The organism is Paraburkholderia sp. BR14312 (genome assembly GCF_040948675.1).
Classification (GTDB): Bacteria; Pseudomonadota; Gammaproteobacteria; order Burkholderiales; family Burkholderiaceae; genus Paraburkholderia; species Paraburkholderia nodosa_A.
In genome coordinates this window covers 138,003-159,574 of sequence record NZ_JBFPKI010000016.1, presented here as the reverse complement: position 1 = coordinate 159,574, position 21,572 = coordinate 138,003, and the positions used below count along the sequence as shown (strand labels likewise).

The following is a 21,572-nucleotide window of genomic DNA, read 5'->3' as shown; positions in this document are numbered from 1 at the left end:
TCCGGCGATTGAACGAACAGTCTTTAGCCCCCGAAGCGCCTCGCTTCGGGTTTCTGAAGCTCGGGGGCTGGCTCCGGGCGATTGTCGCAGTACGTAAAAAGGAGTGAAGCAATGGCAATTCCGGCCTATATGTGGCTCAAGGACGATGGCGGCGCCGACATCAAGGGTTCGGTGACGGTTCAGGGCCGTGAAGGCAGCGTCGAGCTCGTCGCGTTCGATCATGGCGTGCACATCCCGACCGACGGCAACACCGGCAAGCTGACCGGCACGCGCGTGCATAAGCCGATCACGCTGACGAAGGAAACGGATGCGTCGACCCCGTACCTTTACAAGGCGGTGACGAGCGGCCAGACGCTGAAGTCGGTCGAGATCAAGTGGTACAAGATCGACGACGCGGGCAAGGAGAAGGAGTACTTCAACACGAAGCTCGACAACGTCAAGATCGTGGCCGTCAACCCGGTGATGTACGACATCAAGAACCCGGACTACGAGAAGCACAACCACCTCGAAAACGTCGAGCTGCGCTACGAGACGATCACCTGGTCGTACAAGGACGGCAACATCATCCACAAGGATACCTGGAACGAGCGTTCCTGATATCTGCACCGCGTGGCGGAACCGGCCCGCTGCTGCCGGTTCCTTTACCAGCCCGTGCGTCGGGCTGGTCTTTTTCTACCCAGAGGGGCATGCAGGCCCGAAGGCCGTTGCCTGCTCTTCTCCGTGACCAAGCATCGACATGACCTTGCGCGATACCACTCACCTGCTCCGCCGGCTTAATCCCCACTGCGCAAAGGCGCTGGAGGCGGCCGCGAGTCTTTGCCAGGGTAGGCTCTCGGACGAGATCACGCTCGAGCACTGGCTGCTGAAGCTGATCGAGGCTGGCGACGGCGATATTCCGGCGATCCTGCGGCACTACGGGATCGACATCGACAAGGTCTGGGATGCGCTGATTGCCGCGATTGAGCATATGCCGCGCAACCTGCGAGGCAAGCCGGCCCTCTCGCTGCAACTGGCAACCGTGTTGCAGGACGCATGGCCTCACGCTGCATTGGACGCCGAAGACGCGTCCATCCGGTCGGGCAACCTGCTGCAGGCCATCGTCGACGCGCCACACGTGCTGCGCGCACAGAATGCCTGGCCGCTGCTGTCGATCAGCAGCGCGCAGATTGAGCGGGTTCTGCCGCGCCTTGCCCATCGTTCGTGCGAGAGTGCACCGGAAGAACCGGAAGCGGAGGTCAGTGAACCAGCCGCCGTCGAGCAGGGCGAGCCTCCCGCCACCGCGTCGGCGGCACAGGAACCGCGAGCCGTCCCGCGCAAGACGGATGAGGAGGCGCTCGCCCGCTTTGCGATCGACCTGACCGGCAAGGCTCGAAACGGCCAGATCGACCCGGTGTTCGGCCGCGACCGCGAGATCCAGCAGATGGTTGACGTGCTCGCACGCCGGCGCAAGAACAATCCGATCCTGGTCGGTGAGCCCGGTGTCGGCAAGACCGCGCTCGTCGAGGGCCTCGCGCTGCGTGTGGCGCAAGGAACCGTCCCGAACGTGATCCGCGATGTGCGCATCCTCACGCTCGATCTGGGTCTGCTGCAGGCCGGCGCCGGCGTGAAAGGCGAGTTCGAGCAGCGGCTGAAGAACGTGATCGATGAGGTGCAGGCCTCGCCGGTGCCGATCCTGCTCTTCATCGACGAGGCGCATACACTCATCGGCGCGGGCAACGCGGCGGGCGGCGCCGATGCTGCGAACCTGCTGAAGCCCGCGCTCGCGCGCGGGGAGCTGCGCACGATCGCGGCCACCACCTGGTCCGAATACAAGGAATTCTTCGAGCGCGACGCCGCGCTCGAGCGGCGTTTCCAGATCATCAAGGTCGACGAGCCTGATGACGATGCGGCGTGCCTGATGCTGCGCGGCCTGAAGAGCCGATACGCGCAATACCATCAAGTGCATATCCGCGATGAGGCGCTCGTCGCCGCGGTCAAACTTTCGCGTCGCTACATTCCCGCGCGGCAACTGCCGGACAAGGCAGTGGATCTGATCGATACGGCCGCCGCGCGCGTGCGCATGGGTCTCGAATCCCCGCCGGCGGAACTGCAACGGGCGCGCGCCGCAGTCGCCGCGCTGGAACTGGAGCTCGCGACGCTGGAAGACGATGCACGTGCGGGCATCGAGGACGCGCCAGCGCGCCGTGCGTCGCTTGATGCGGCGCTCGCAGGCGCACAGGACGAATTGACCGAACTGCAGGTGCGCTACGAGCTTGAGCTCACGCTCGTCAGGAAACTGCATGAACAGCGCGATGCCGGGCGCGCCACACCGGACGGCGCGTCGTTCACTGCGGCACGGCAGGCGCTCGCCAGTGCGCAGGGCAAGGCTCCGCTGATTTTCGCGGACGTCGACGCGCAGGCAATCGCGCGCGTGGTCGCCGAATGGACCGGCGTGCCGGTCGGCAACCTCGTCGAGAACGAACTGCAGAGCCTGCTGACGCTCGATGCGCAGCTCGCGAGGCGCGTGGTGGCTCAGGACGATGCGCTGGGCGCGCTCGCGGAAGGCCTGCGCACCGCGAAAGCGGGACTCAGGAACGAACAGGCGCCGCTCGGCGTGTTCCTGCTCGCGGGGCCATCGGGCGTGGGCAAGACCGAAACGGCGCTCGCGCTCGCGGACCTGCTCTTCGGCGGGGAAGCTGCGCTTACGACGATCAATATGTCGGAGTACCAGGAATCGCACACGGTGTCACAACTGAAGGGTTCCCCGCCGGGTTACGTGGGTTACGGCCGCGGCGGCATCCTGACCGAGGCGGTACGTCAGCGTCCGTACAGCGTCGTGCTGCTTGATGAAGTGGAGAAGGCCCACCGCGACGTGCTCGACATGTTCTACCAGGTGTTCGACCGCGGCATGATGCGCGACGGCGAAGGCCGCGAGATCGACTTCCGCAACTGCGTGATCCTGATGACGTCCAATCTCGGGAGCGCGCAGATCGACGAAGCAACCGCCGACAATCCCGCGATCGCGCAGACTGATCTGCTTGAGGCGATTCACCCGCAGCTTGTTGGACACTTCCAGCCTGCCCTGCTCGCGCGTTTCCAGACGCTCGTCTACCGGCCGCTTGACGCGACTGCCCTCGCCTCTATCGTGCGCCTGAAGCTTGCGAAGGTTGCGGACCGCCTGCGCCGGCAACACGACGTGCAGCTGTCCTGTGACGAGTCGTTGATCGGCGCGATGGCCGAGCTTTGCCTCGCGCGCGAGTCTGGCGCGCGCAACGTCGACGCGTTCCTCAACCAGCGCATCCTGCCCACCGTCGCGCGCGAGCTGCTGGCGCGCATGGCCACCGGCGCCACGCCCGCGAAGATCGTGCTGTCGAGCTCGGCGCAAGGCAATCTGACGATCGATTTCGTCGACCATAACGAGACGGCGGCCGACGACATGGCGCTGGCGCCCGTCATCGCGTAACGGGAGCGACATCATGCCGGCTGGACCGTCCCTCTACGACATGCTGCTTGGGCAGATCGGCGGCGAGCCGCTTGATGCCTACGACGACCGAACGCTCGAGTGCCTGAGTGTGCAGCAGAATGTACAGCGCATCCTGAACACCCGTGCGGGTGCGCTCAAGCACCTGCCCGACTACGGTCTGCCGGACCTGACCAACATCTACAAGGCGCTCCCGGCGTCCGCGCACCTGCTCAAGGAACAGATGGAGGCGACGCTGCTGAACTACGAGCCACGCATCCGCTCGATCGACGTCGAGATCCTCGGGAACGACGATCCCGGCGTGCTGGTCAGCTTCGAGATGACGTGCCACCTGAAGAAGACCGGGCTTGTGCGGTTCGGCACGTACTTCGAGCCGCCGGGTCGGATGCGCGTCGAGCGAAAGATTCAACCGAAGGACGCCTGATAGTGACTGAGCGAGCGTGGCGCCAACGGAGATCTGATGCATGCATGAGCAAGCACGAGTACTCGTTCGGCATCGGCGATCTGAAGCGAATGGCCGGGCAACGCCCAAGCGGGCCAATTGGGAAAAAGACGCACAGAACGGGCTCACGCAGGCCGCTGCTCATGTCAACGATAGCGGTCGCAATCTCCGTGTTGCTCACATGGTTGTGCCTCGACGCCATACTGATTCATGCGCCTCCCGCCGTTCCGATCCGACAGTGAGATGACAGAGGCGACGAACCATTACGGCTGCGACCGTGCTCATTGTCGCGGCTTTGACGCCTGGCGGATGCGACATATCTGGCAGTGGCGGCTCAGCAATGAGCGGCGTGGCTTTCGGCGGCTGCCATGCAGGCGGACGGTTCTGGTTTTACTGCTCATCATGACAAGCGAGGGCGCGACACGGAAGGCAAATGTGAACAGAACGCCTGACGAACGAAATGAACGTTGGGACTATCGCACTGGCAGAAAAACCCACCACACCGCGCTCACACTGCGGCTTGATCGCATCTTCGAAGCGGGCGAATCGACCGTCAACCCGGGGGTCGAACCCATGATCGCCTCCATCGGACAGAAAATCGCGAATACCCCCCGGCAGGTGCTCGTCACCGGCGTACCGACAGCCAGCCTTTCTCCCCGGCGCAACGTACTTTCAACCTGACGCTGTCTGACGCACGCGCGCTGGAGGTCGTCCAGATCCTGGTCTCGGCGGGCGTGCTGACCGATCGCATTGACGCAACGGGAAAGGGAAACGCTGAGCCCGCAGCCGAGAACACAACGCGTCAGGGACGAACGAGAAGCCGTCGCGTGGAGTTCATCGTCCCACAATAGCCGCGCCTCACACCGGCGCATGTGGATCAATCACAACGTACGAGCCATACCGGACAGCATGAAGAAAAGTCGTATTCTGGGTAGTCTGACACTCATCGCCATGACGATAGCAACAACACGTGTATATGCGTCGTACTCCGAACAATGGTTGAGCCCCGAGCAACTAAAACACGAAGCTCAAACATCACACGCTAAATCGCATTTCACTTGCGGGAGCCAGGCCGTGCACTGTCGGCCGACAAAGACGTCGCCGAAATCGGCAGAAAGACATGCGGCTACGCCACGAAGTCAGCCAGGCGGAAATGACCCCATCGCGGCCTTTGCGGCGAACTATCATACGTCTGTCCGCGCGGGTCATCGCTGAGCGAAGCAGATGGAGGAAACTGCTAGATCCGAGCCCTTGCATCAGGTAGATCGGCGCCAGGGTCCATCCAGAACGACCCCTCCGGCAGCCACGTGATGCCCCGAGCTGACATGTCAATACAGAAGACCGGACCCGGTCGTCTCCGCACGTACTCTGAAGCGCCCGGCCACATGCTTGCGCCGGGTATTCGCAGGGAACGTCAAGCAGACGTTGACGCCCGGCTGGGACCGATTGGCCCGACAATCGATGCCGTTCAGCCCCGCACCGGGAGCCACGAAGGAAGAACCCATCCACAGGACGCCAGCGGCTACGGATGGTTAAGTGGGCGTGCTCTCAGCCGTCCCGATTCGTGTCAACGCAAATGTTGCATTCCCTACGTCGTCGCGCCATCGTTGTCGGCGGACTGATTCTCCGGCTGAGCAGCCGTATCGCCCTTTCGCTCGATCAGCCCTTCGAGTGCGTTCGCGCCCTCGAAGCCTCCGACCGCGGCTGCAGCCTCGGTGAGGAGGCCGGCGTTCGGGTCGACTTTTTCAGCGGCTTCCACGGCCGAGAAGGCTCCGGCAATCTTTCCTGCGGTATCGAGAATGCTCATGTCTTATCCTTAATTGAAGTTGTTGACGTTGTTCGTTGAGAACGGTGGGACATCCGTCCTGGTTGAGACGATTCGACCGGCGATTCGTGCCCGCTCGTAGCGTCATGCCAGATTCCGCCCTTATGCGATCCATCCGCAGACGCCGTGATGGTGGTATTCATCGAGTTGACATGCACGATGCTGGTGCGCTGCGGCCTTAGCCGTTGTCTGCGCCCAACGTGAGCCAGACGACAGGGACAGGCGGCTAGTCCGATCGCCTGCAGGCCTGTCAAAATACCGGCGGCTTCGGTGGTGGCGCTGAAGAACGTTAGCCTGCCAGATCCTGCGGCAGCTTTCCACCATTCGCCGCTAGCGCCTGCATCAGTTGCTTGTGCAGCCAGATATTCATTCCAGCCGAATCGTTCATGTCGCCGTCGAACTTCAATTCCTGCGCCAGTTGCTTTCGATGCTCAAGGCTGCTATCGACGCCCAGTGCTTTCATCGTATCGACGATCGACGTACGCCAGTTCAACGCTTCACCACTCTCACTCACGAGCTGGTCCATGACTGCTGCCACATCGACGTCGGCGAGCGGCGTTGGGGAGGCGGTTGCAGTGTCCGAGGCAGCGGCTTGGGTGGCGGCAGGATCCGGCGTCGGCTCCGCAGACGGCGGTGGCTGGTCCGGTTTCGCCTTGCCGAAAAGCTTGTTCACGATCTCGCCGAAGATGCTCATTTTTAAATCCTCCAGTCAGGTAGGTCTGCCAATGTGCACAAACGCCAGAGCCTCCATGCACCCTCCCCATGGTACGTGACAACAGGGCCTCATGGAGACGCGATGGTGTCAACAATTGTCAAGCGCGCACCATAGCTCTCAGCTCATTTTCTACGCGGCCAAGAACCGGTGCCCAGTCACCAGGAGTCGGTTGCCTGAAAAGACGGAGTGACGAATACCACGGAGAATCGTCACGCTCCGATAACCAGCGCCAGCATCCGTCGAACCGGGACAGGACCCAGACCGGTATGTCTAACGCTCCCGCGACATGGACAACGGAAGTGTCCACCGAGATAACGAGGTCGAGACCTTCGATGATCGCCGCGGTATCGGCGAAATCCCCTACGTCGTCCATCATGTCGAAAGGACGGATGTTTTCCGGAATTTCAAGAAGCTGCCGCCTTGTTGTCTCGCCTTTCTGCAGACTGACAAATACAATTCCCTGTATTGACAGCAACGGTATGTATGCGGTCGCGTGCAGCGATCGCCGTCTATCGATTGCGTTTGCACTAGCCAGGCCAGGACGCGGGTCACCTGCCCAAACCAGGCCGACCTTGAAGCCGCCCGCGGGCAAGCGCCTGCGCCAGTGTGCGACCAGCTCTCGATCCGGCCGGATATACGCGCCCCTCGATGGCACGCTCGAAAGCGTCGTGCCGAGCCGTAAAGGCAGACTCATCGTCAACGTAGCGTAGTCATGTCGCGGCAGGCGCTCAACGGCGTCCGGCGGGACGCAACAATCGACTCCTTCCATGTCCGAAAATAATCTGACCAGTGGCGGCGGGCAAACTACAGTTAGCATCGACAGGCCTTGTCGCTTCAGCAACGGCAGGTACCTTGAAAACTGTATGCAATCGCCCAGTCCCTGCTCGGATAGAACAAGAAGGGATTTCGCTATGAGTGATTCGCCTTGCCACTCTGGAAATGGCAGCCGCGGCCTGACATGATATTGCGCGTCCGCTCCCCAATGCTGGCATTGTCCATACCTGGACTCATACAACTTCCAGCCTTCCCTGTAACGCCCCATGGCGAGCAACACGAGGCTGAGATTGAGTTGCGTCGGGAGCCGACCCGGATCAGCGTTCAAAGCCCGACGCAACTTGTCTTCGGCTTCGTGAAGACGCCCGGTGTCGTGAAGGAGTCGACCAAGGTTGTTGAGCGTTTCAACACGGTCCGGTTGCAGGCGCAGGGCCGCCTGATAGCACGCCTCGGCTTCCTCATATCGCTGTTGCGCGTATAGAAGGTTGCCCAGATTGCCGTGGGCGTCTGCGTAGTCGGGATTGAGGGCAAGCGCTGCCCGCAGACAATTTTCCGACTCTTCCAGCCGCCCACTTGTTTGGAGCAACGTGCCGAGGTTGTTGTGTACGTCGGCTCGACCCGGTGACATGCCAAGGGACTCGCGGTAACACGCTTCAGCCTGCGGGAGGCGGCCGCCCTGATGCAACAGTACGGCCAGATTCGCGTGCGCATCGCCGTATTGCGGCATCAACTCGACCGCTTTGCGGAAGCACGTTTCCGCCTCCGGCAATCGGCCGGATTCCTGAAGCAACACGCCGAGTTTGTTGTATGCCAGCGCGCAATCCGGTTTCAACGCAAAAGCGCGCCGGTAGTAGGTCTCTGCCTCCGCGCGCCTGCCCTCGACGTGCAATCGGAGTGCAAGATTGCATGTGGCATCGACGTATTCCGGCTTGACCTGCAACGCCCTGCGATAAAGCGCCTCCGCCGACTCAGCGTGACCGGTGTCCTCAAGGATCACACCAAGATTGTTCAGTGCCTCGGCGTGGAGGGGGGCAAGCTCCAGAACTTTCCTGTAATGCCGCTCGGCGTCCGACCACGAACGCTTCTGCTGAGCAGCCAGGCCTTCCAGGAAGGCCTGGCGAATACTATCCGCCGTATCGGGACGATTCGCAGTCGATGTCATTTCATTGTGCCCGAACGACAGCGCAGGACGGCAGGATGGAAAACAATCCATGATTATGCAGTCCGATCAACCTTCCCGGTGCGCCGCCATCTGGAACAGCGCACCGGAACTCGGCCTTTTACTGGCTGGCAGCGGTGTCGGACGCTGCGTTCACGTGATGCTTGTGATGATGATGATGGTTGTGATGACGCTTGGCCGGTGCCGCCTTGGCGCTGGTTGCGGGCGCGTTAGCAGCCGGCTCCGCCGGCGCCGATGCCGGTACACCTGCCGATGCCTGGGCGAGAACGGTGCCCGAAACTGCGAGCGCAATCAGCGCCACAACGATCCTGCTGTTCATTTGAGACTCCTCTGTCAATTTAGTGACCACAACGTGTGGTAACGCCATAACGGGAGGACGACGAGTCGCGTTGACTCCGTTTCGCTCTCGGCAGCGAAAACTCACAATTCCTGACAGTTGTCATCCCGATCGACCGCTTCGATCACACAGTCGGGAAACGATTTGCCGCATCGGGCGGCATCCAGTCTGAGCAACAGGAACAATTCCGGCCCTTCGAACTGAACGGTGGGCACCTGTGGACCCCTCCTTTGCACCGGAATGTACTCGTCGAGTTCCGACTTTCGACACCCGTGGTTGTGCATCGGGGAAACGTCGACATCCTCGGTGCAAACATGCGATAGAACGCTCAGCGCGGCGAAATTCTCGCACACGTGCCAACGCCCTGTTACCGCGCGGGAGCGCGCTGCCACCTGCAAATTCAAGAGCTATCGGGAAATCGCTAACATGCGTCGCGCAGATCAATCAATCAGACGCCCCGCTGGCGCGGGGCCCCCTTCGCAAGGCGCGCAAGTGCCGCCTGACAGGCAGATTCCTGCTTAGAATTTATGACGCAGGCCCACACGCGCGACAGTCTGATGGTGATTGGACGACGCGCCCGCACTCCCGCTGATATCTGCTCCAGCGATTCCGCTTCCTTGCTGGTAGACGGTCTGCGCGTAGACGTCCGTGCGTTTCGACAGGAAGTAGTCAGCCATCAAGCCGCCTTCATTCCAGTGACCCTTGGACGCGGAGCCGGCCGAGGAGCCCCTGACCGACGTGTAGTCGTACATGGCGCCCAACGAGAACGCTGGAGTCAACATGTACTTTGCGTTCAGTTCGTAGTTCTTGAAGATCAGCGTGGCGAAGGAGCCTGAAACATTGTGCACGTTGGTATACGAAAATACCGCGCCAAGCGTCGCCGGGCCAACGGCGTAGTTCGCACCAATGCCCGCAACGCGCTCCCACCCGGCGTCAAAGGTCGCGTCGCTCGTGACGGCGCCAGTTGTTGTCCGGCCAGGGTGCTTGATGTCAAGGAAGGCTGCGCCGAGAGCAAAGGGACCGTTGTTATAGCTCGTGCCAACGCTCCACGCCCGGTTGTCGGAAAGTGAGCCTGCCTCGTTGCTCGCCCCGTAAAGGCCGCCAAACCTGAATCCACCCAGGTTCGGGCTGGCATACTTCACAGAGTTGTTGATACGGAAAGAGTTATCGGTATTGTCGTTGTCAAGCGGGTGTGAAAAAAGCGCACCGCCCCAGTTTCCGTTGGCCGTGAGCGGCGCGAGGTAGTCAACGACCGAATCGTACTGGCGGCCAGCGGTGAGGGTGCCCGCCGCATTCGACGACAGGCCGACATATGCCTGGCGGCCAAACTCGCGTCCGCCTTGCTTGAGCGTGCCGTTATTCAGGTCAAATCCGTTTTCGAGCTGAAAGATCGCGGCAACTCCGCCGCCCAGATCTTCAGTGCCCTTGAAGCCGAAACGGCTGCCCTGCAACACGCCGCTCGACAGCTGATACGCGCGCGCTCCGCCCACGTTGCTCGTAAAGTCGAATCCCTCATCGATTACGCCATACAGCGTGACGCTGCTTTGTGCATGAGCGAGAGTCGCAAACGCACCCAGCGCTGCGAGTGCAACAACATTCTTTTTCATTGAGTTTCTCCAAACAGGGTTCAGGCAAGATCGGTATCGCGATGCGCAGAGGTGCCTGTGGCTGCCTCCCAGCCGCATCGGAGCGACGCACGGCCGCATGCAGACGATCGTTTTCGCGAAAGAAGTCCGCGCTGCAAAGGACGGCGCGAACTAGCGCCGAACGCTCAGATGGACCGTTGCGTCGCCCGCATTGTCTATAGCTGCCACGAGCGGAACTGTCAGGGATGGTCAGGCCGGTTCTTTTTTGCAACATTCGTGGCATTCTTCTTGCCGATTCGGTTCGGAGCCGCTAGCGCTTCGGCAAAGCGCTGCTTGCAGCTGTCATTGCCGCGGCGTCCCGGAGACGCGCCTGTCAAAACCGGTTCGCCCTCCCCTTTCCGGTATCAAGATCCGGCGTCATTGCTGACACTCTTTTACATTCCTGCCGAAGAGGACGCGATATGCTGGCGACGCCATTCGAGATCTCCGACTGGACTTCGCGACCATGCGCGAAGAGCTCGCCCGGACCGACGGTCCGGGCTTTTTTTGAATGATCAATCGGCCGTCACCCGCAACGGTCTTCTTCCCGGCTGAAGCATTTCCCCCGCGCGAAGATACCCCACAGATTGAACGATGGAGACGCGAACGCGATATGCCGGAGTTGCGGGGCTAGATCCCAGACCGGCAACGTTCCTCCGCGGCGTGCAATCGGCGAGCCGTTTCTCACCGGGAGGACACCGGCATACGATGTGTTTCTTGAATCCCGATTTTTTGACGCACTCCTTAAGGATGCGGGACAGGTTGCCAGGCGGGCACGGCTTTAAATCCAGAAACCATGAAAGAACGAGCAACGGTTGTGTGCTGGCAGCGCGGAAAAATACTTCTCGTCGCCAAAGAGCAACGACGCTGGAACCTCCCGGGCGGAAAACTGGAGATCGGCGAGGAGCCGTCGCACGCCGCGCTTCGTGAACTGGGAGAGGAAACGACTCTCTCTGGAATTGAACTCTCGTATCTTTTCCGGTTTGACGGCCCACGCAGAAGACATCACGTATTTGGCGTCCAGATCGGGACTGACCGGCTTGCGCGCCCGAGCAGCGAGATTTCGCAGTGCTGCTGGATCCATCCACGCGTACTGCCAATGGTCGCAACCGGGTTGGCAACACGCGCCATCGTCGACCTCGCGTGCCTTCGCGAGCGACGCATCACCGAGGCGCGTTTAGCCACCCTGAACAGCACGCAAGACGAGATCTTTCCTTAGAGATCAATTCAAAAAAATTGCTCAGTTTGACTGAAGATGTTCCAGCAGACGAGCGCACAGCCAAGTTTCAGGAATGCTTCGTAAATGTCGGCACGTCGCTCGAAGCGCGTGCGCCGATACGCGCAACGCCCATTGTGCCGGACGCGAAGTAGCAAAGGTTGGCAAGGTAGTAGCGGACGCGAGTCAGGCGAGCCCCCGAATTGAGCTCTCTGTCCATCGCTGATCAGGTGTATCAAGGATCTCAGATCATCAAACCAAGGAGCACCAGCACCATGACATCAGTCAACATCCTCCATTCCGTGCAGTCGTTGATTGCCGAGCCCATTTCTGAGCAAGTACCTGTCTTCCTGAACGAACCGCGTGCTATCGTCGATGCGGCCACCGATAAAGCATTGCCGAACCTGATCGGCGCGATCCTTCATCGCGCCTCGACGGCGGAAGGCTGCGACCTGGTGCTGCGGCTGCTGCACATGTCGAGCGTCGATACTGCGTTGCTGTCGAGCAATCTCGACGGAGTATTTGCGGGTGGCCCGATCACTCAAGGCCTTATCGATACCGGCCTGTCGCACTTGCAAGCCCTGTTCGGTTCACGGATTCAGCACTTCAACGAGTCGCTGGCCGCCATCGTCGGTATCGGCGAAAAGGGCGCGGCCACGCTTACCGCAATGCTGACGCCGTTCGTCCTGGCGGCAATCAAGCAAGCCGCGACCGTGAATGGCCACCTGAACGCTTCGAATCTGGGCAGCGCTATCACCCCCCAAAAGAAGCACGTGATCGGGCGGATGTCCGAGCGGCTCCTGGAGGCGCTGGGTCTCGGCACGCTTGCTGCGTGGGTCACCACGGAGCGGGACACGGTAAAGGCTCGCATGCACGAGGCAACCGCCACGCGGAAAACGACCGTGCCGGCGGGAAGCATCGTTGCCGAGAAGCGCAAGAGCAGTCCATTGAAATGGCTCGCATTGCTCGCGCTCGCGCTGCTTGCATTACTGCTGCTTGGGTACTGCATGAAACAGTCGCCGGACTCCTCGAAGGCCATGGATCCTGTCGCCTCGTCGTCGACCGCGACGCAAGCTGCCAGTCCGGAAACGGCCTCCAATAGCGCGGCAAGCAGTACCGCTGCCGCGATGGCGGACGCAGCGAGCGAAGTGTCGAGCGCAATTCCGAAGGGCGCTGGCATCATCGCGGCAATGCTCGAAGGTCGACCGAGTCTGAAGGTCTATTTCGACTACGGCAAATCGGAAGTCGCACCGGATTTCGCCGACAAGGCCAAGGATGTACTCGCCTATCTGAAGAGCAACCCGTCGGCGAAGGCCAGCGTGTCGGGCTTCACGGATTCGAGCGGTGATGCAACGTTGAATGCGGAGTTGGCCATGAAGCGCGCCGAAAGTGCCAAGGCAGCCCTTGTTGCGGCAGGCGTCGACCAGTCCCGGATCAGTCTCGACAAGCCGGACACAGTGAGCGGCGATACGTCGGACGCTAAAGACCGCCGCGTCGAGATCCGCATCACCCAGTAACCCGCTCTCGCTGATACTGCGGTCGGCTACGCCCGTTGCGTTTGTGTCGAAACCGTAGTCGACCCGGACGCGATCAGGCTTGGCCGATCGGAACGTGTAACGGTCGGTGGGACGCCAATCGAGTACCCGTGCAGACGGTTTGGCGACAACAAGAAAGAGAACGAGTGTATGAACAACGATCAGATACGGTGGCCAGCGCTTTCGGACAATGCGTGCGAAGCGGGCGGTATCAGGAGCGCTTCGCGCCGGCACTTCATGGTGGGGCTGGGAGCGTCTTTGCTGGCCGGTTGCGCGGGCGACGGCGAGGCTGCCGTCGCGGTGGATGCCGCTGCGGCAACGACGGGCAGCGGCGCGCAGCCGGGAGCGACCACGCCAACATTGTCGCACGCCCCTGCGCCGCAGAGGACGCCCGTCGCGCAGCCGGAGAGCACCGTGCGGATTCGGCGCTTCACACATCCGGGCCTGCTGCATACCGACGCGGATTTCGCGCGCATGCGCGCCAAGGTGGGATCAAAGGCCTCGCCCTGGATTGATAGCTGGAACGTGCTCGTCGCCAACGGCCACACACGCCTGACGAACAAGCCGAACCCGCAGGTCGGCATCTATCGTGGCAATGACCCGACACACGGTCAGAACTACGGCGCCCTCTACAACGACATCGCTGCCGCCTATGGCGACGCGCTGCGCTGGAAGGTGTCAGACGACAAGCGCTACGCCGACAAGGCTGTGGAGTACCTGGACCAATGGGCGTCGGCGCTGACGACGCTTGGCGGCAGCGACGTGGCGCTCGCCGCCGGCATCTATGGCTACGAATTTGCCAATGCAGCCGAAATCATGCGCAGCTATAGCGGCTGGAGTCCGGCCGGCCTCGCCGCGTTTCAGGCGATGATGCGCAAGGTCTTCTACCCGGTCAGCCATGCTTTTCTGACCCGTATCGACACCGCCATGGACACGCACTACTGGGCCAACTGGGGCCTGGCCAACATCGCGTGCGTCCTGGCCATTGGCGTGCTGTGCGACGATGCCGAACTCGTCAACGAGGCCGTCAACCATTTCAAGACCGGTGGCAGCAACGGCTGCATCCGGCAAGCCGTGTACTACATGCACCCGGGCAACCTCGGACAATGGCAGGAAGCCGGCCGCGATCAGGGCCACAGCACGCTGGGCATTGCATTGACCGGCGCCATTTGCGAAATGGCCTGGAATCAGGGCATCGACCTGTATGGCTATGACAACAACCGCTTCCTGGCGGGTGCGGAATACGTGGCCAAGGCCAACCTGAAGCAGGCGGACGGCGCGTTCTACACAGTGCCTTTCGTCACGTACCAGAACAGCGCCGGCGTCATCCAGACGCAGTTCGCCACCGGCGGCCGAGGCGGCGCCCTGGGCCGACCCTGCTGGGCGCTGGTGGCCAACCATTACATCAACCGCAAAGGCCTGGCGGCACCCTACACCAGGCGCGCTGCCGCCCTGGTGTCGCCGGAAGGCGGGGGCGGCAACTACGGCCCCAACAGTGGTGGGTTCGACCAGCTTGGCTACGGCACGCTCACCTGCACGCTGGACCCCGGCACCCCTGCCGCAGCGCCGAGCGGCCTGACGGGCTACGCCAGCGCGGGCAAGGTGGTGCTGTCGTGGTGGGGCACGACCAATGCCACCAGCTACGACGTCAAGCGCGCCACCATCGCCGGCGGACCGTACCGCACCGTCAAGAGCGGTATCACTGAACTGCTGACCTATACCGATACACCACCCGCTGCGGGCACGTACTTCTACGTCGTCACCGCGCAAACGCCTTCGGGGGAATCGGCGCTCTCCAACGAAGTGAAAGTGATCACGGCGCAGCAGCTGCTCGCGCACTTCGCTTTCGACGAGGGCGGTGGCACCACGGCCGCCGACAGTGCGAACAGCGGGCGCCACGCCACGCTCAAGGGCGCAACGTGGGCAACGGGGCACCGCGGCCACGCCGTCTCGCTTAACGGCTCGGGCGCCTACGTGGCCTTGCCCAACGATCTGCTGACCGACGTGTCGGACTTCACCATCGCGGCCTGGGTGTTCTGGAACGGCTCGCAAACGTGGGCTCGCGTGTTCGACTTCGGCACGGGCTTTCACCGCTACATGATGCTCACGCCGCGCGCGCAGTTGCGCAACGGCTGGGCCGGCATGCGCTTCGCCATGACGGCCAACGGCCCCGGCGACGGCCCTCCCGAACAGATCATCGACGCCCCCAATGAACTGCCCAGCAAGCGATGGGTACACGTGGCCGTCACGCTATCGGGTTCGACCGGCACGATGTACGTGGACGGCACGCCCGTCAGCACCAACAGGGCAATGTTCCAGGCACCGTTCCGCCTTGGCAGTTCCACGCAGAACTGGCTGGGCAAATCGCAGTACAACGATGCCACGTTCAACGGGCTGATCGACGACTTCCGCATCTATCGCGGTGCGCTCAGCGCTGCGCAGATTTCATCGCTCGCGGCGAATTGATTACTGCAGGCCCATGGCGGGCCGGCAACCCGATGGACCTCTTCGTTTAAGGATTTCTCCAATGGACGTGTTTTCTCAACGATGGATTGCTGCTGCGGCGATGGCCTGTGCGCTATCTGGCTGTGGTGGCGGATCCGGTAGCACGACAGGCGCAGGCAGTGTCACAGGGATACGAGGCGGCGCTGTTGGTGGTACCACAGGCGCGACCAATGGGGGGACCGATGCAGGCAGCCATCCTGGCGAGGCCGGCGGCAATGCCGGCGCAAACACCAGCGGCGGCACGTCCGTTAGCAACCTGCCAGCGGCCAGCTGGACCAGCGTCAAGTGGGGCGGCGGCGGCTATGTCACCGGCCTGATCTACCATCCAGCCAACGCGAGCCTGCTGTACGCACGCACCGACGTCGGTGGCGCGTACCGCTGGAACCCGACCAACTCGACGTGGACGCCCATCACCGACGGTGTCGGCTTCGGCGCAGGCGAGAGCGATTTCCACGGCATCGAGAGCATCGCCCTCGACCCGAACAACGACCAGCTCGTCTACATGATGACCGGCATTACCGTGACGCAGGGTCACAACGGCCGCATCTACATCTCGAGCGACCGCGGCAACACCTGGACGCACTACGACCTGCCGTTCCCGGTGGGCGGCAACGACAACGGCCGCGGCACCGGCGAGCGCCTGCAGGTCGACCCCAACAATCCCTCGACGCTGTTCTACGGATCGCGCACGGCCGGCCTGTGGAAGAGTGCCGATTCGGGCCGCACCTGGGCGCAGGTCACGGCTCTGTCCTCCACCACGATCAGCGGCGGCGGCTCTCCGCTGGGCGTCGAGCAGGTCATCTTCGATACCTCGGGCAAAGGAAGCGGCCAGCCGACCTGGATCATGTGGGCCACCGTCGCCCCGGACTACGCCAACGCGGCAGGCCTGACGTCCACCCTGTACAAGTCCACCAACGGCGGGGCCTCGTGGACGCCGGTGCCGGTCCCGCAGGCGGTGTCCGGCTACTACATCCCGCACGTCGTGCGCACTTCCGACGGCACCTTTTATGTGGTGTTCAACGCGGGAGTCGGCCAGGGCATCGGCGGACCGAGCCATCTCTACAAGTTCGGCGGCAGTAACAACAGCAACTGGACGCTGCTCAACAGCTCCAGCAGCAACGGCTTTGGCGGCCTGTCCGTCTCCGGTCTGGGCTCGTCCGCCCGCATCGCACTGGGCATGACCGGCTGGAGCGACACCAGCAAGACCATCCAGCTTTCCGACGACGGCGGCACTACGTGGCGCGAAATCGAGGCCGGCATGCCGCATACCGGCCTGGCCGCCGGTGGCTGCGCCGGCTGGGTCGAGGGCGTCGCGATCGACCCCGCCGACCGCGACCACGTCATGCACGTCCACGGCGGCGGCATCTGTGAAACCATGAACGCCTCGTCGGCCACGCCGACCTGGAGCGCCAAGGTCAACAACCTCGAGGAAACCGTGACGCTGGCCCTCGTCACGGCGCCGCCCGGTGCGTCGTACAACTTCATCAACAGTGCGGGCGACATCGGCACGTGGGTCAACACGAACCTCTCGACGAGGCCGACGAAAGGCCCCTTGAACACGTGGAGCAGCGGCAATTCGGCCGATATGTCGTGGTCCGATCCGACGTACATCGCCGCCGCGGGCGTCGACAATGCCAACGGCCACGCCACCAGGGGCTTCTGGTCGGGCGACAGCGGCAATAGCTGGGCGACCTTCGCGTCGCTGCCCAACGGCGCGGCGGCAAGCCAGAGCAACGTGGGCAACCTGGTGGTCCCGTCCCGCAACAACGTGACCTGGGCACCGCCAGACTCGGTGCCGTCGTACACGACAAACAATGGCGCCAGCTGGACGGCGACCAACCTGCCGGCGTTCAGCGCCATCTGGAACGGCTTCCAGCGGGCCTACCGGCTGGCCGCAGACCGCAAGAACCCGCACAAGGTGTATGCCTACGACTCCGGCGGCGCGCCATGGAGCTGGCAGCCCGGCAAGATCTACGTCTCGAACGACGGCGGCCACACGTTCACGCTGAGCCAGGGCTCGGTGAACGCGAAACTGGCCTGGAATGCGTGGGGGGATACGTCGTTGGCGGTCAATCCGAACGCCGAGGGTGACCTCTGGCTGGCCGACGGCACGGCCGTGTACCACTCGGTAGACTCGGGGGCGACCTGGACGAAGCTCAGCGCCTTTGCGTCGGCCAACGGCACGCCAGGCGCCACCGTGATCGCTCTGGGCAAAGCAGGGACCGGTTCGCCCTACCCGGCCGCGGTCTACGTGGAAGGCACGCTGAACGGCGTATGGGGCATTTACCATTCCGACGATGGTGGTGCAACGTGGGCGCGCTTCAACGATGACACGCACCAATTCGGCGGCTCCAGCGTGATGGCAGGAGACTGGAATACCTACGGCCGGATTTACGTCAATGGCGCCGCACGCGGTCTGATCTTTAGCAATTGAGGTTGATCGACCTGTCGACCGTCCGGTTGCGGTTTGCAACCGGACGCAGAGCCTTGGGCACCAGAACAACGGAAGCTCGTACAGAACTTCACCCATTGCTCACGCATACGGTGCAGCGCCAGCATCGCCTGCTGCTGTTCGGTTTTTACCGCGCTCGGTTTGCTGGGCTGCTGGACCGCCAACAGGTTCGCACGGGCGTTGGCCACGCGCTTCCTGTCGCGAATGTTGAACGCTTTCACGAATTCAGCGCGCATCAACTTCTCCTGGGCCTTCTGCAAAAACATCTACAATCCCATTTATTGAACAAAATGGCTTGTTGTCCCGGGGCTAGATTTTTTAGTGGCGGGTGAAGCGGGAAATAACCGGGCGCCTATCAGGATATCCTTACGAAAGAATCAGGAATTTTCCTCTTATTCGTTCCCGCGGAACCGTTTGAATAGACAGGACTCCATGCTATAAAAATCACTTTGGAGTCCATTGAGTTATCGGATTCCGATACCGCTAAGGTATACGAAAATTATGCCGTTTACACCTATATGCGAATCCGATGACTTCTTCAGACCATATAATGAACAGTGAACTGCTATCAGAAGTCTGGCAATTTTTCCTGCCAGGCAGCCGGTGTGAATATTCCGCTCCCTGTCCGGACTTCTTCGCGTTTTTACGAACGCCCATATCCCGTTGACCTGAAAAGGGAAAACGCGGAGGCGAAAAACCGCACTTCCGTAATCCGTCAACCCAGCATTTTGTCGGCCACTCGATGCCCGGAAGCGCAGGCACAGAATTCAAAGTCTGGCTTCGCAGCGGCGGAGTCGGTTGCGACTCAGACGAACGCAGGTGGTTCGATCATTGACGGCGCCAGCATGGTGACGGAAAAACCAGTAAACCCCAACAAACATTGATGCTGTCGCACGGCATGTTGCCCCACAACACTTCGCGAGCGAGTCAGTATCGGCGAGAATCGGTACCTTCCAATGCCCAATCGGTTCGTCGGCGACTATCAGCGTGCAGCAGACCGTCGATTCCTGCGCGAACTGTTGTTGCTTGGTACAGCCGCCGTGCTGTTTGCTTGCGCGCTCGCTACTTCGAACTTAACTGCAGTCGCAGACAAGGCGTTCTACGATTACCTCGTTTCGCAGTTCTCCTTGACGGCAGACGCCGATATCGTCATCGTTGCTATCGACAATGACACTCTCGCTACGCTCGGGCACTTGCCCCTGCCGACCGGGCTTCATGCAAGACTGCTGTCAAGACTTGCGTCCAGCAAGCCTCGCGCAGTGTTATACGATGTCCTCCTTGCCCACGCTTCCCTTGAGGACGCGGCATTCGCGCGAGCCATGTCGCGCGTGCCGGTGTACCTTCCCGTGATCGTCCAGAGTGGCGCTACCAATCCTCATGCGGGAGAGACGATAGAGCCCCCGAACAGGCTCGCATCGGTCGCAGCAGGAATCGGACATATCAACCTGGAACCCGATAGGGACGGTGTTTTGCGCAGTGTCGCGCTCTACGAGGGGAGCACGGTTGGCAAATGGCCGCAATTCACGTTACCGCTGTATCAACAATTGCGTGGGGCCAGCGCGCGTATTCCCACCGGCGTAGACGACCCGCACGAATTGCACCGGTACTTTGAAGGTCCGCGCGAAGAGCGACTGGGACGTGTGCTCATCTCGTACGTACCCGCGATGCATGGCTATGCGCATTTCTCTTTCGTCGACGTACTGCGCGGGCATATCGATCCGGAAGTGTTCCGCGACAAGATCGTGCTGGTGGGAAACACTGCAGACGGCCTTCCCGATCATCTGCTCACACCGCTTTCAGGTGACAGCGGCGTCGCTTCGCGCGTCGACATCGATGCCAACATTCTCGACAATCTTCTGCATGGGGGCAGCGCCCATCGGGCAAATGTGTGGCTACAGTCCACCTTCTCGTTTGTCGCAGTACTCCTGCTCTTTACGGGTTTTGTTTTTCTCACGCCACGTCAGACCGTTGTTTCCGTCCCCGTTCTCCTGCTCGCAACTCTTGTCGCGAGCGACCTGCTCCTCGAGTTCGCAAGAGTCTGGATCCCTCCACTGCCCGCGGTGAGTTCGATCGTTCTGTTCTACCCGATCTGGGGATGGCGTCGACTGGACGCCATCATGTCCGCGATCGGCACCGAGCTTGAACTACTGGCCGAAGAGCCGGACTTCGTCTCTCTTGCGTTCCCCGGATCTTCGATCCTCGCGGGCAGGGCACTTAATCGCGACATGGAGCTGATGCGGCAGGCAACGCAGCATATTCGTGATTTGCGGCGGTTTATTTGGGACAGCGTGAGCAGCCTCCCGGACCCGGTGCTCGTTGCTGACCCGCAGGGGCGCATCCGCGTTGCCAACCGGCCAGCGCTCGCCAGTCTCGCACTGCACGAAGAAGACAGGCTTGTTGGCCATAACCTTCAGGAGCGACTCGGCCGACTGCGCTTTATCCGGTTCATTGCGGAAGCCGCGGACTCCCGTGCAGCGCGAGCGTGGCCGCACGTTCTTGATCCCGCGCGAGCGATCGATGCCACTGTCATGGCGCATGGCGTAGAGGTAGAAGATGCAGGCGGCGCTCGCTACGTCCTCAAATACGCGCGCTGCCTGGATTCGAGCAATGAGGTTACAGGATGGATTGCGACGCTGAGCAACATTACGGCTCTGCATAAAGCACAGGCGCAACGCGATGAAATGCTACATCTGATTTCTCATGACATGCGCTCACCCAACTCATCTATCGTCTCTCTTATCGAGATCGAGAGACGTGCAATGGGTAACGGTGGGGCGACCATTATCGTCGATCGGATCGATCGCTACGCACGACGTGCCCTCGCCCTTGCTGACAGCTTCGTGCGACTTGCTGCTGCGGAGAATCGCGACTACATTTTCGAAGTGACGAATCTCGCGGATATCGTGAATAGTGCTGCGGACGAAGTCTGGCCGCTGGCAATTGCCAGGCAGGTCAATTTCGTGAGCGAGTGCACGGACGACGAACTACTTGTAAACGTCGATCGCGGCATGATTGCCAGAGCGCTCGTCAATCTTCTGAACAACGCCATCAAGTACAGTCCGCCCGGCACCGCTGTCAGATGCGTGCTGAGGTATCGGCCACATCCTCATCATCAGATGGAATTCGTCGTATCTGATGAGGGTTATGGCATTCCGCAGGCCATGCAGCTTCGCCTGTTCGAGCGGTTTCAACGGTTTCGTGCGCCCGGTCAGCCTGAAAGTGATGGCGTAGGCTTGGGGCTCGCATTCGTGAAGGCAGTAGTGACACGACATGGCGGAAGAATTCACTGCGTGAGTTCAGAAGGCACAGGAACGATCATGACAATGCACCTGCCCGTCTTCGGTGCGGAAACTGGCATGGAAGCCTTCCGGCAACGTTAGGCGTCCAGCATTCGCGTCTCAGCCCCACTGACAGGTCGCAAAATGCTTGAGGCAACAAGCCTGGCTTCGAAACAAATAACCCTGGTCAATGCGCCGTGCATTCTTTTTGTCGCCGGCCTTGCCGCG

Annotated in this window: 17 protein-coding genes and 2 pseudogenes; 11 read left to right on the top strand and 8 right to left on the bottom strand. The window is 61.5% G+C overall.

Translation table 11 applies throughout. The features are described 5' to 3' along the window. Positions 1–111: 111 nt before the first annotated feature. From AB3X98_RS35930 to AB3X98_RS35910, 5 genes are all read left to right on the top strand, one after another. Entirely contained in the window at positions 112–597 is a 486-nt protein-coding gene (locus AB3X98_RS35930; RefSeq protein WP_040140390.1) for an Hcp family type VI secretion system effector, read from the top strand. Positions 598–736: 139 nt separating this feature from the next. Further along, a complete protein-coding gene (gene tssH, locus AB3X98_RS35925; RefSeq protein WP_368604547.1) occupies positions 737–3,442 on the top strand; it encodes a type VI secretion system ATPase TssH in 2,706 nt (901 codons plus the stop codon). 13 nt (positions 3,443–3,455) lie between these two features. After that, positions 3,456–3,884 carry a type VI secretion system baseplate subunit TssE gene (gene tssE / locus AB3X98_RS35920; protein WP_368604548.1) on the top strand — a complete coding sequence of 143 codons (429 nt, stop codon included), beginning with the start codon at positions 3,456–3,458 and terminating at the stop codon, positions 3,882–3,884. A 261-nt stretch (positions 3,885–4,145) separates the two neighbouring features. Further along, positions 4,146–4,583, top strand: a complete 438-nt coding sequence (locus AB3X98_RS35915; protein ID WP_368604549.1) for a hypothetical protein — start codon at positions 4,146–4,148, stop codon at positions 4,581–4,583. Beyond that, complete coding sequence (locus AB3X98_RS35910; RefSeq protein WP_368610399.1) at positions 4,580–4,753, top strand: OmpA family protein; 174 nt, start codon at positions 4,580–4,582, stop codon at positions 4,751–4,753. The genes AB3X98_RS35915 and AB3X98_RS35910 overlap by 4 nt, the downstream gene beginning before the upstream one ends. Before the next feature lie 737 nt (positions 4,754–5,490). Here the strand turns inward: AB3X98_RS35910 and AB3X98_RS35905 are convergent. The 6 genes from AB3X98_RS35905 to AB3X98_RS35880 all read right to left on the bottom strand — a co-directional run bounded on the left by AB3X98_RS35905 (position 5,491) and on the right by AB3X98_RS35880 (position 10,340). Further along, positions 5,491–5,709 (bottom strand): hypothetical protein, encoded by a 219-nt coding sequence (locus AB3X98_RS35905; RefSeq protein WP_368604550.1) that lies wholly within the window; start codon positions 5,707–5,709, stop codon positions 5,491–5,493. A 307-nt stretch (positions 5,710–6,016) separates the two neighbouring features. Next, a complete protein-coding gene (locus tag AB3X98_RS35900) occupies positions 6,017–6,421 on the bottom strand; it encodes a DUF3597 domain-containing protein (RefSeq protein ID WP_368604552.1) in 405 nt (134 codons plus the stop codon). Positions 6,422–6,539: 118 nt separating this feature from the next. After that, positions 6,540–8,429 (bottom strand): tetratricopeptide repeat protein, encoded by a 1,890-nt coding sequence (locus tag AB3X98_RS35895; RefSeq protein WP_368604553.1) that lies wholly within the window; start codon positions 8,427–8,429, stop codon positions 6,540–6,542. Between the two features lie 67 nt (positions 8,430–8,496). Further along, a complete protein-coding gene (locus AB3X98_RS35890) occupies positions 8,497–8,715 on the bottom strand; it encodes a hypothetical protein (RefSeq protein ID WP_368604554.1) in 219 nt (72 codons plus the stop codon). 101 nt (positions 8,716–8,816) lie between these two features. Next, a complete protein-coding gene (locus tag AB3X98_RS35885) occupies positions 8,817–9,137 on the bottom strand; it encodes a hypothetical protein (RefSeq protein WP_368604555.1) in 321 nt (106 codons plus the stop codon). A gap of 114 nt (positions 9,138–9,251) precedes the next feature. Next, positions 9,252–10,340 carry a porin gene (locus AB3X98_RS35880; protein WP_368604636.1) on the bottom strand — a complete coding sequence of 363 codons (1,089 nt, stop codon included), beginning with the start codon at positions 10,338–10,340 and terminating at the stop codon, positions 9,252–9,254. Between the two features lie 814 nt (positions 10,341–11,154). Between AB3X98_RS35880 and AB3X98_RS35875 the strand changes: the two genes are divergently transcribed. After that, positions 11,155–11,577, top strand: a complete 423-nt coding sequence (locus AB3X98_RS35875) for an NUDIX domain-containing protein (RefSeq protein ID WP_368604556.1) — start codon at positions 11,155–11,157, stop codon at positions 11,575–11,577. An 8-nt stretch (positions 11,578–11,585) separates the two neighbouring features. On the opposite strand, the pseudogene AB3X98_RS35870 reads toward AB3X98_RS35875, so the two are convergent. Further along, positions 11,586–11,696 (bottom strand): annotated as a pseudogene (locus tag AB3X98_RS35870) (IS5/IS1182 family transposase); the annotation flags it as partial. A gap of 153 nt (positions 11,697–11,849) precedes the next feature. On the opposite strand from AB3X98_RS35870, the gene AB3X98_RS35865 reads away from it, so the two are divergent. The 3 genes from AB3X98_RS35865 (at position 11,850) to AB3X98_RS35855 (ending at position 18,048) form a co-directional block, all read left to right on the top strand. Next, positions 11,850–13,091 carry a DUF937 domain-containing protein gene (locus AB3X98_RS35865; protein WP_368604557.1) on the top strand — a complete coding sequence of 414 codons (1,242 nt, stop codon included), beginning with the start codon at positions 11,850–11,852 and terminating at the stop codon, positions 13,089–13,091. A 168-nt stretch (positions 13,092–13,259) separates the two neighbouring features. Further along, a complete protein-coding gene (locus tag AB3X98_RS35860; RefSeq protein WP_368604558.1) occupies positions 13,260–15,575 on the top strand; it encodes a LamG-like jellyroll fold domain-containing protein in 2,316 nt (771 codons plus the stop codon). Between the two features lie 61 nt (positions 15,576–15,636). Next, on the top strand, positions 15,637–18,048 hold the full coding sequence (locus AB3X98_RS35855; protein ID WP_368604559.1) for a dockerin: 2,412 nt from the start codon (positions 15,637–15,639) through the stop codon (positions 18,046–18,048). A gap of 14 nt (positions 18,049–18,062) precedes the next feature. On the opposite strand, the pseudogene AB3X98_RS35850 reads toward AB3X98_RS35855, so the two are convergent. Next, positions 18,063–18,311, bottom strand: a pseudogene (locus AB3X98_RS35850) (hypothetical protein); the annotation flags it as partial. Positions 18,312–18,671: 360 nt separating this feature from the next. Here AB3X98_RS35850 and AB3X98_RS35845 point away from each other — a divergent pair. Together AB3X98_RS35845 and AB3X98_RS35840 are read left to right on the top strand one after the other, a co-directional pair. Beyond that, entirely contained in the window at positions 18,672–18,950 is a 279-nt protein-coding gene (locus AB3X98_RS35845; protein WP_368604560.1) for a hypothetical protein, read from the top strand. A 72-nt stretch (positions 18,951–19,022) separates the two neighbouring features. Then, the gene (locus AB3X98_RS35840; RefSeq protein ID WP_368604561.1) at positions 19,023–21,446 is read left to right on the top strand and encodes a CHASE2 domain-containing protein; all 2,424 of its coding nucleotides are present in this window, start codon (positions 19,023–19,025) and stop codon (positions 21,444–21,446) included. Positions 21,447–21,572 lie beyond the last annotated feature (126 nt).